The organism is Methanoculleus sp. UBA208, from assembly GCF_002498065.1.
Classification (GTDB): Archaea; Halobacteriota; Methanomicrobia; order Methanomicrobiales; family Methanoculleaceae; genus Methanoculleus.
The window spans coordinates 1-10,459 of sequence record NZ_DAFZ01000081.1; the positions used below are offsets into that span (position 1 = coordinate 1).

The 10,459-nt window shown below is 63.2% G+C and carries 9 protein-coding genes; 4 read left to right on the forward strand and 5 right to left on the reverse strand.

The genetic code is table 11. The features are described from left to right. Positions 1-195: 195 nt before the first annotated feature. Positions 196-1,320, reverse strand: coding sequence for a DMT family transporter (locus tag BRA62_RS08565; RefSeq protein ID WP_331519872.1), 1,125 nt, complete (start codon positions 1,318-1,320; stop codon positions 196-198). A 58-nt stretch (positions 1,321-1,378) separates the two neighbouring features. Then, positions 1,379-2,173, reverse strand: a complete 795-nt coding sequence (locus tag BRA62_RS08570) for an ABC transporter substrate-binding protein (RefSeq protein WP_292366152.1) — start codon at positions 2,171-2,173, stop codon at positions 1,379-1,381. Between the two features lie 289 nt (positions 2,174-2,462). On the opposite strand from BRA62_RS08570, the gene BRA62_RS08575 reads away from it, so the two are divergent. Then, on the forward strand, positions 2,463-2,732 hold the full coding sequence (locus tag BRA62_RS08575) for a DUF2795 domain-containing protein (protein ID WP_292366153.1): 270 nt from the start codon (positions 2,463-2,465) through the stop codon (positions 2,730-2,732). A gap of 201 nt (positions 2,733-2,933) precedes the next feature. Further along, complete coding sequence (locus tag BRA62_RS08580; protein ID WP_292366154.1) at positions 2,934-3,656, forward strand: glycerophosphodiester phosphodiesterase; 723 nt, start codon at positions 2,934-2,936, stop codon at positions 3,654-3,656. Here the strand turns inward: BRA62_RS08580 and BRA62_RS08585 are convergent. Together BRA62_RS08585 and BRA62_RS08590 are read right to left on the reverse strand one after the other, a co-directional pair. After that, positions 3,637-4,755, reverse strand: a complete 1,119-nt coding sequence (locus BRA62_RS08585; RefSeq protein ID WP_292366155.1) for an aminotransferase class I/II-fold pyridoxal phosphate-dependent enzyme — start codon at positions 4,753-4,755, stop codon at positions 3,637-3,639. The genes BRA62_RS08580 and BRA62_RS08585 overlap by 20 nt on opposite strands. A 22-nt stretch (positions 4,756-4,777) precedes the next feature. Then, entirely contained in the window at positions 4,778-5,482 is a 705-nt protein-coding gene (locus BRA62_RS08590) for an alpha/beta hydrolase (protein ID WP_292366156.1), read from the reverse strand. A gap of 195 nt (positions 5,483-5,677) precedes the next feature. Here BRA62_RS08590 and BRA62_RS08595 point away from each other — a divergent pair, with 195 nt between their 5' ends. Beyond that, complete coding sequence (locus BRA62_RS08595) at positions 5,678-6,733, forward strand: S1C family serine protease (protein WP_292366157.1); 1,056 nt, start codon at positions 5,678-5,680, stop codon at positions 6,731-6,733. 635 nt (positions 6,734-7,368) lie between these two features. On the opposite strand, the gene BRA62_RS08600 is transcribed toward BRA62_RS08595, so the two are convergent. Continuing rightward, a complete protein-coding gene (locus tag BRA62_RS08600; RefSeq protein WP_292366158.1) occupies positions 7,369-7,956 on the reverse strand; it encodes a nitroreductase family protein in 588 nt (195 codons plus the stop codon). 375 nt (positions 7,957-8,331) lie between these two features. Between BRA62_RS08600 and BRA62_RS08605 the strand changes: the two genes are divergently transcribed. Beyond that, a complete protein-coding gene (locus tag BRA62_RS08605; RefSeq protein ID WP_292366159.1) occupies positions 8,332-10,074 on the forward strand; it encodes a PAS domain S-box protein in 1,743 nt (580 codons plus the stop codon). Positions 10,075-10,459: the final 385 nt, after the last annotated feature.

The following is a 10,459-nucleotide window of genomic DNA, read 5'->3' on the forward strand; positions in this document are numbered from 1 at the left end:
AACCCCACCCCCAGACGCGATATCCACGGGAAATCCGTGCACGGGTTTATTCAATGGAATGAAGCAGAGTATTCGAAAAGCATGCGAAAACACGTTTGCAAACCGTGAAAGCCCATCATACTTCGAGTGGTGCTGACCTCACCAACCCACCTACACGTTTCTAAAAAGATGTAGCGGCCCCATTTCTCCATCCCCCTACCGCCTATGCAAATGCCGGTGATGAATATCGGGCTGGTGCGGGTGCTCGTGGGCGAGTTCCGCGTGCGCGTGCACATGGGAATGCTCGCCGGCCGCCGAGAGCGGCGGGTCGCCGGCCTCGTGGGTGTGGTCGTGGTGGAGGTCGTCGTGGCGGTGGCGGTGCTCGTGGACGGTCGCCGGGTGCCGGTGAGGGTGCGAATGCTCCTCGGAGACCATCAGCCAGGCCCCGAGCGCCATGACGGGCAACGCGACGTAGAACGCACCCGCCGGAAATTCGGCGAAGAGAAGGAGCGAGAAGAGGACGCCGAAGAACGGGGAGACGGCAAGGAGCGAACCCGCCCGGGCGGCGCCGATCCCCCTGAGGGCGAGGAGGAAGAGGATGCTTGTCAACCCCCCGTAGCAGAGAAACCCGACCACCATGGCGGCAGCGGCTGTGCCCGGGCCCGGGAGATGTTCGCCCGCGGCGAGCGCGACGAGGAGCGTGACGGTGCCGGCCCCGATCCCCTTTACGGAGATAACGAGGAGGGGATCCTTTGCCGAGAGCCGCTGCCCTAGGTTGTTGTCGGCCGCCCAGAAGAGGCAGGTGAGCAGGATGCCGAGCGCCGGGAGGGATAGCCCGAGTCCGGCGGCCGGGTTCCAGGTGAGGAGGAGGCACGACGCGGTGATGCACCCGAGCGCAGCCCAGACGCGGCGGCTCACCCACTCACGAAAGACCGCCGCGGCAATCAGCGTCGTCGCTACGGCCTCGAAGTTCAGGAGGAGGGCGGCCGTCGCCGCCGGCGTCTCCGGGAGGCTGAATACCAGGGTGACCGGTGCGAGAAGCCCCCCAAAGAGCGTCACGCCGATGAGCCAGGGGATCTCGCTCCTCCCGGGCGGCGCCTCCATGTGGCTCCGTTTGTTACCCACCGCCGTTCCGGTGAGGGAGAAGAGCAGGGCGCCGGAACCGCTCCCGAGCGAGACCAGTGCGGCGAGCGCGAGCGGCCCGGTTCCTTCGAGGAGGAGTTTCGTGAACGGGGCGCTCCCACCGATCAGGACCGCCGTCGCCAGCGCACAGAGGACGGGTGCCCGGTAGTTCGCGAGGGTGGATCCGTTCTCTATGGCGGCGGGTTTACGCGGATACAGGAGAGTTGCCTCCGGGTGGGTTAAATATCGTGAAAAATGGGGGGCGAATCGTCCCCGGTTACTTCAGGTTGTGCTTCTCTTTGAGTTCTTCCCAGTAGGGATCGGCCTGCAGTTCCGCGATCCCCTCGTTCATGAGTTCAAGGAGCGCGGTGTCCTCCTTGCGGATGGCGACGCCGAACTGCTCCTGCTCCTGCGTCTCGACGGACCCGATGATCTTCAGCGGCTTGCCTTCGATGATGTCCTGCAGGGAGACGTCGTCGTACATGACCGCATCGACCCTGCCTATCTCGAGGTCGCTGACGGCAGCCGGTGTGTCTGCGTAGCGTTTCAGGTTCTCATCAGGCATCTTTCCGGTCTCGATCAGGTTCTCCTCGATCCAGTCCGCGGCGGTGCATCCCCGCTGCGCTCCGAGGACCACCTTTCCGGCAAGGACGTCCTCAAGCGTCACGTTCGAGTCCTCGCGGGCCGCGACGTCCTGGTTGATTGACCAGTAGGGGTTGGTGAAGTTGACCGCTTCCTCCCGCTCGGGGGTGATCGACATCCCGGCATAGACCATATCGATCTTCCCCGCCTGGAGGGTCGGGATGATGGCGTCCCAGTCGACCGCCATGAACGTCACCTCGATGCCCTTCTTCTCGGCGATCCACCTCATGGAATCGACATCGAATCCCTGGGCGTTCCCGTCCTTGTCGATGTAGCTAAAGGGAGGATACGCGCCGTCGATACCGACGATATAGGAGTCTTTCAATTCCGCTCCGCCGGTCTGCTCGGTCGTGCCGGTGCACCCCGCACCGACGACGGCCAGCACTGCGACAAGACAGGCGAGCAACGTAAGAATACCATGCGTTCGCATGAACGAGAAATTTGTTAGATTAGTAAAATTAACCTTTTGATTTGGCTCTGCCGGAGGGGCGGTCGGCCTGACAGCCAGCAAAATCTTTTGTTTCGGAGCAAATCCCCGCCGTTGCTACCGCCCTTCCGCTCGAACCGGTGCAGCCTCCGGCGCCCTGCCGGCGTTCACCGCAGGAGGGGTCCGATCGCTTTCGGCCAGCACGGGGTAACCATCCCCGTCGCAGTACGGCCGATAGGTATTTATTGCATCTTACCCCTCTGAGGCCGCCTCCCGGAAAGGGAGCGCAGATATGACGGTGAGCAGTATGAAAGGCATGAAAGAATCCGCCATGGGCGGGATGTCGAAAGTCGCCGGGTCCCTGCAGGAACTCGATCCCCGGATCATCGAACAGATCACCTCAAGGATCAATTTCCCCGCATCGAAAGACAGTCTTATCTCCCAGGCGAAGGAGAGCGGAGCACCCCAGGGCATCCTTGATGCGTTGAACCAGTTTGAGGATAAGCAGTACAACAGCCAGGAAGACGTTAAATCAGAGTTTCAGAAAGTCCAGCAAAAGTAACCCTGTTTTCAGCCGTACACAGGTGCCGGAGGCGGCACCTGCCTCTGAAGGAACCGTTTCTCAGGGCGGCGCTCCGTGCCGGGAGCCATGCAAGCAACCGGACCGCACCGTACCTGGAAGTGCTTCAAGGTCATGGACCGCTCTGCCGGAAAGGCCTGCGACCCGCCAACCTATATCTGGTCCCCGGGTGCATGGCGTCGCATGCTCATCATCGGACACCGGGGGGCGAGGGCTCTCGGCCCGGAGAACACCCTGCTGGCGCTGCGAAGAGGTATGGCGTGTGCCGATCTCGTCGAGGTCGACGTACGCCTCACGAGAGACGGTATTCCGGTTGCAATCCACGATGCAACCGTCGACCGGACAACCGACGGGACCGGCCCGGTCAAGGGGTATACCCTCGAGGACATAAAGAGGCTGGACACGGGTGAGGGCGAGACGATCCCGACGCTTCTGGAGGTCCTCGACCTCGTCCAGGGGAAGAAGGGGCTTGTCGTGGAGATCAAGGAGCCCGGGACCGAAGCGATCGTCGCCTCGGTGATCATAGGCCGGATGCCAGAACGGCTCTTTCTGGTCTCGTTTAACCCCGGAAGCGTTGCGATGGCAAAGAATCTCCTCCCCGGGGCGCAGGCGGGCCTCATCTACTCGGGGGAGATCGTCGATCCCGTCGGGCTCGCCCGCTCGGCGCAGGCTGACCTGATTCTCCCGCGGTGGGACCGGGTCTCACGCGAGGTGGTGAAGCGGGCACACGATGCCGGGCTGCTCGTCATCCCCTGGCTGTTGAATTCACCGGACGATGTCGACGGAGCGGCCCGTATCGGCGTCGATGGTTTCGCGAGCGCCGACCCCTGCGCCGCACGCCGATACCTGGAGGGGGAGGGTCCGGAGCGTCGGGTTCAATCCGGGCTCAGCCGAACCGGGCCCTGAGATGGCCGTCGAGGCGCTCCAGACCCTCAGGCATATCCAGTCTCCCGTAGCCGAACCTGATATGAGCGTCATCGTGCTCGAAGACTGTTCCGGGAATGAGGAGGATGCCTGCCGAACCCAGGAGATCGGTGCAGAGTGCAGAAGCACCCGCCCCTGTGCTGAGCCGGGGAAACGTTGTCGTTCCTCCCCGGGGGCGGACCCACGAGAAGAGGCTGCTCCAGGTAGTAAAGAAATCGTCCAGCAGCCCGACGTTCCGCCGCACGATATCCAGGTTCCTGGCGACGATCTTTCCCTGATGACGGAGCGCGATCTCGGCAAAGAACTCACCGGGAGCGCTATTGCAGATGGTTGAGTAGTCCTTGTATCTCGCAAGCCGTCCGAGCAGATCCCGATCATGGGTTGCAATCCACCCGGTGCGGAGTCCGGCAAGCCCGTATGCTTTAGAGACGTCTCCGAGCGAGACATGAGCGCCCGGCACGTCGACTACAGCAGGGATTCGATCGTCGGCCCGGTGCTCAAGAAGCCGGTAGACCTCATCGGAAAAGATGGTTATGCCCCGCTCCTCCGCGAACCCGACCAGAGCCAGGAAGTCGCTCTCCGGGAACTGGTAGCCGGTGGGGTTGTGCGGGGAGTTGACGACGATCGCTTTCGTCGTCGGTCTGACCTGTTCCTGCAGCACCTCGAGATCCGGGCTCCAGCCCTTCTCCTCGTCCATCTGCCAGAGCGTGATGTCGCAACCACGCGAGCGGGCGATCTCGTAGAGTGACTGGTATGCGGGAAACTGGACAATGACATGATCGCCGGGCTGGAGGGCGGTTGACATGAACGCCATGATCCCTTCGGATGCCCCGTTGAAGGTGATGACCTCATCGGGCGACACCCCTGAGTAAAGCCCGGCGATTGCCTCCCGGAGCGATGGGCTTCCTGCCGGCTCGGCGTAACCGAGGCGCAGCCGCAGGAGGTCATTTTCTGACCCGGGATCAAGAGAGAGGAGTTCCTGTACGCTCATCGTCTCGCAGTCGGAGGCCCCGAGCACGTAAGATGTCCGGAACTCGTGCTCCGCCATGAACCGTTCCAGCCTGAACTCGCGAATAGGCATTCCCGTTACCAGATTCTTTCGGTCAGACAAGCGTACCCGGGAGGTGTTTGAGGAGCCATGCCTTCACCTCGACGTAGAGGCTCTCCGCCACCTCATCGAGGGTGTGGCCCGCCCCTTCGTAGATGACCAGCCGTTTGGGCTCGTGGGTACGGCGGTAAACCTCCTCTGACGAGCGATGGGGGAGGACCGGATCGGCGTCCCCGTGCAGGAAGAGAATTGCCGCACGGCCGGCGAGGCCGGCGACCGGTTCGGTCCCGTTGGTCTGGGTGGAGATGGCGACGACGACCCTGACCGCAGGGTCGTTTGCGGCCGCCTGGACCACCACCGCCCCCCCGAGCGAGTGCCCGACCAGCCCGACGGCCGAGACGCCCTGACTTTCAAGGTACCGCGTGCCGAGGACCGTATCGATAGCCGACTCCACGAGATCGGTCGGGTGCCGGTACTGCACCCGGAGCGCATCGATCCGGTGGTTCGGGAGGTCTTTTGCCAGCCGGGGGTAGAGATCCCGTGCGGGGGTGTCGAACCCGCCTCCGGTCCCGCCGACCATGACGACACCGTTTCTGGCTCCCTCGGCCTCGTAGTAGCGGCAGGTGGTCGTCCCCCGGTCGGTCTCGATCTCCACGATGTCGTAGGCCTCGCCGGCCTGCGGCACTCGCCTGATGTTCGTGGGGCACACTTCGACCCTCGTTGCATTCACATTCACTTCAATCGAAGCCGTCTCGAGCATGGAGGGCAATAGAGATTGCGGCTATTTGTCCTTTGCGGCGCGAGCAAGATCGGATAGGCGCGATCCGGTGCGGTCCCTGAGGGGGGGCGTTCTTGCGCGCCCAATGCAGGAGCGATCTTACGCGCTGTTGGGGACGTTGCTCACCAAACCTGTGCGGAAAGTACATTACTATTGATTATAAAATTATAAATTATAATGGATAAAACAGAGCGCACATTCTTCCGACAGGTTGGCGACTCCCGTCCGGTATCCGTCCCATCCGTGAGCGATGCATCCACCTATACCGGGGAGTCCGATGCCGACCTCCTCGACGCCTACTCCCGGGCCGTCGTCCGGGTCGTCGAGTCCGTGGGGCCCGCGGTCGTTAGCGTGGTCGCGGGGAAGAACCTCCAGGGCCGGCGCGGCGAGCAGATGGGAACAGGCTCGGGTGTGATCGTGGCACCGGAAGGCTACATCCTGACCAACAATCACGTGGTGCAGGGAGCCGGGAGGCTCGAGGTCCGGACGGCGGACGGGACCGCTCTTCCCGCACGCCTGGCCGGGGCCGACCCGGCGACCGATCTCGCCGTGCTCCGTACCGATACCGGGGACCTCCCCTACGCATCGTTCGGCGACTCCGAAGCGCTCTCGGTCGGCCAGCTCGCGATAGCCATCGGCAACCCGCTCGGCTTTAACTCGACTGTCTCGACGGGCGTCCTGAGCGCTCTCGGGCGGGCGCTCCGGAGCCGGGACGGCCGCCTTATCGAGAACATCATCCAGCACACCGCTCCCTTAAACCCCGGCAATTCCGGCGGTCCGCTGGTGGACTCGCGCGGCCGGGTCATCGGCATCAACACGGTCATCATCCCGATGGCGCAGGGCATCTGCTTCTCGATCCCCTCGAACACCGCCGCCTGGGTCCTGCCGCAGCTGGTCGCCGACGGCAGGGTGCGGCGCGGATACCTGGGTATTGCCGGGCAGTCACAGCCGCTCCCGCAGCCGCTTGTTGCGGCGCTCGGGCTTACCGCGAACCAGGCGGTCGAGGTCGTCTCGGTGAACAGGGCAAGCCCCGCCGGCCGTGCAGGACTCCGGCCGGGAGACCTGATCGTCGCGATCAACGAGACCGGCGTGACGTGCGTCGACGACCTGCACCGGTTCCTGGCCGTCTGGCCCATCGCGGAACCGGCAACCCTGACGCTTATTCGGGACCGGCGGCGGATCACGCTCCCGATCATCCCGGCGGAGGCGGTCGCGTGCACGGCCGCCGGCTAAACGAGGGGCGGAACTCACAACCAACCTGATCTTCGCGTCCTTCGCGGCTTCGCGTGAGATAACGTACAAAGAGAAGGACAGGACCTCACGCGAAGTGCGACGTTCCGCAAGGAACGGAGCATGAGCATCGCAGGTGCGAAGAACGCAAAGCCGCGAAGAGCGACGCTCCAGAGCGCGACTGCCGGGACGGCGCGACGGGCCGAAGGCCGTCGTTGTGCGACAAACAAGCAAGTGAAGCGAGGAAAATATCCCGATGCAGTGGACCGTGGGAACATCGCCACGGGGGGTGGGGACAGGGGAGGGGGGCTCGCCCCCCACCCCGTCAGCCCCTCCCCCAGGGCGATATCCCCTCGGAATCCGCGTCTGGAACGCAATCCAAAGTCACGCGTGAGCACCGTAGGCGAGAATCGCAACGATTCATGAGTGCAACTAGTGCGAGCATCGTGGGCGGCAGGAGTTTGAGAAGCCGTCAGGCTTCGAGTTGCGACGGGCCGAAGGGTGCGACGGTTCACTAGAACCGGAGCATGAGAAGCCCGAAGGGCTTCGAGTCCGGAGCTCGAGCACCGGAGGTGTGAGTTGCGAAGAGCGCGAAGTCCGTGATAACTGCTTCCCTTTGCGATCACTACCGGTCCCGGTCAGGGAACCCACGTTATCCGCGGCTCCCGCCGTACCGGTTTCGGAGACAGGGGGGCGGGATAGCCGAAGATCAGCGGCGCAACAATCTGGTGATCTTCGGGGACCTTCAGCGCCGCAAGGATCCCGGGGTTCTGCTCGATGAGGGCTGCGGAACCGATCCAGCAACTGCCGATGCCGAGCGCCCAGGCGGCAAGCATCATGTTCTCCGCACAGAGCGCGCAGTCGAGGACGCTTGATACGACATCCCGGGCGCCGAGGACCAGGACCAGCACCGGGGCGTTGTAGAAGATATTGAACTCCGGATTCCTGAGCGCCGCGAGGAATTCTTCCGTCCCGGGGCGCGACTCTTCTCCGATCTTCTCTAAGAGGATTGGTTTGCAGTAGTCGGACGCCTGCCGCATCAGTTCCCTGTCTCTCACGACCACGAACTGCCAGGGCTGAAGCCCGAGAGCGGTCGGGGCCTGGATGCCCGCAGCGATGATCGCCCTCAGGGCCTCGTCCGGGATCTCACGGTCGGTGTAGTTCCTGACGCTCCGGCGTTCCCGGATCACGGAGAAGATCCCGATGGACTCTGTATCCGTCACCATAAACCCCTCACAGCTCGCCGATGGTATTTATGTGTTGGGGGAAGCCGCACCGGTCTCCCCTCCCGGATCCGGCCTTTGCTCCATCACCTACCTGGGAAACCGTCGAATCTCCCGGAGTCCTTCTTGGTGGCCATGGCCGGACCCCGACAGCTTCCGCGCTACCAGTGGGGTGGTCTCCGACCTGCAGCCACCTCGCCGCCCGGTTTCTTACCCGGCCTGCTGCAGCAGGCCCTGGCCTTCCAGGAAACCCGGGGTGCAGCCGGAATCCCCGGGAGATCGAGGAAACCGGATTTTTACCTCGGAATCGGATAGTAATCTTTTTAATGTCCCCGGAGCACAACCACTACAGCGACTGCATTCCAGCGCCGGTGGGTAATGACAGACTCGCATTATGAACGGGCACCCTGTGATCCTGCGGTGTTCGACGCTCTCGAGGACGGCCTTCTTGTAGTAAGCGACGACCGGAAGGTCTGCTGGTACAACCCGGCTCTCGCACGCACCTTTGCCATCCGGCAGGAGGACGGTATAGGAATGGACGTGCGAACTCTCTTCGGCACGTACCTCCTGCCGACCCTCGAGGATAAGGCCTCCGCACGGCTGCTCCGGCAGGCTCTTGAGAACGGTGCGGATCTGCCCGCCCACCTCTACCGTGCCCGGACACCCGACGGCACCCGGCGCTGGCTCTCGATCACGGGCAAGCCTGTCTTTGACGGGCAGCGGCTCATCAAGATCAGGGATGCCACCGCAGATCTGAACGCGCACCATTTTAAGGTCGCGCTCGACCGCTCGCCGGTGGTCGTCTTTGTGCAGGACGAGGACCTGCGCTACACCTGGTCGTACAACCAGCAGCTGGGGTCTACGGATGCGTCCATCATCGGCATGCGGGACGAAGAGGTCTTTCCCGAGAACGCCGCACAGCTTACCGCGCTCAAACGCCGGGTGCTTGAGACGGGAGAGACCGTACGGGCGGCGGTGGCGTTCACCGTCGCAGGCGAGCAGCGCATCCGGGACCTGACATTAAAGCCGCTCCGGGACGGGGAGGGCAAAATTACCGGCGTTACCGGGACAGCCTTCGACGTGACCGAACGGAACCGTGCGGAGGAGGCGCTCCGGGAGAAGACGCACGAACTGAAGAAACGGATGGACGAACTCCGGTGCCTGTACACCATCTCGCACCTCGTCGAGGTTCCGGGAATAACGCTTGAAACGCTCCTGCAGGCGGTTGCCGATTCCCTTCCCCTGGGCTGGCAGTACCCCGACGATACCGAGGTACGGATCACCGTCTACGGCCGGAACTACTACCGGGGCGATCCGGGAGAGACCCCCTGGAAGCAGAGCAGCCCGATCGTCGTCCGCGGCGTGCGGGTTGGCGAGGTTGAGGTCCGGTATCTCGTGGAGGTTCCGGAGGGGGCCGAAGGGCCGTTCCTGCCGGAAGAGCAGATGCTGCTTGACTCCGTCACAAGGCGGCTCGGCCGGATCATCGAACGGCTGCATGTGGAAGAGGCGCTTGAGGAGAGCGAGGAGAAGTTCCGGGGGATCGCCCAGCGGAGTTTCGATCTCATCGTTACGTCGTACCTGGCCGACGGGCTGAACTACGTCTCGCCGGCGATGGAGCGGATACTCGGGTACTCTCCCGAAGAGATGGTAGGAACGGAATGGGAGGATTACATTCTCCCGTCAAGCCTTCCTGCCTGGGAAAAGGGGTGCCGGAAGGTGCTCCGGGGCGAGCAGGTCGAGAGGCTCCAGGTCGAGGTCAGGCGGAAGGACGGGGAGACCGTCATACTGGAACTGAACGAGTCGCCGATCGTCGAGAAGGGGGTGATCGTGGGGTTCCAGGCTATCGGCAGGGATATCTCCGAGCGGATCCTGTACGAGCGGCTCCGGGAGCAGGCGTTCGATATGACCGAGCGCAACATCGCGCAGTTCGCCGTCCTTGCCGACCATGTCCGCCACCCGCTCCAGGTGGTCATGGGGGTTGCGGACCTGCTCGACGACGAGGTGACCGCAGAAAAACTCCGGGAGCAGGTCCGGAGGATCAATGTGCAGATCAACCGGTTGGACCGGGAATGGATGGAGTCCCGGAAGATCCGGGAGTTTTTGAAGCGATACGAACTCTGAGTGCCGTAGCAGGCATTTGGGGAGTTTCGTCCCCTACGCAGGGGAACGTAATTGACTGTACAACACCGTTACTCAAATTTCCACTTGGCTCGATTGGAGAGCACCGGGTGCTGGATGGGTTTCAGGTGGCGACAAACGCAAAACGACCTGAGAGCGGAGAAAAATCCCCATGCAGTGGACCGTGGGAGTATCGCCGTGGGGGGAACGACTGTCCGAAGGATGCGATGGCCCGCAGGGCCGGAGCTTGAGAAACCCGAAGGGTTTCGGACAGAAGTTCGAGCACCGAAGGTGCGAATTGGAGACAGGGGAGGGGGGCGAGCCCCCCTCCCCGTCAGCCCCTCGAAGAACTTCGTTCTTCTCGAGCTCCTGCCCTCCGGCCAGTCGC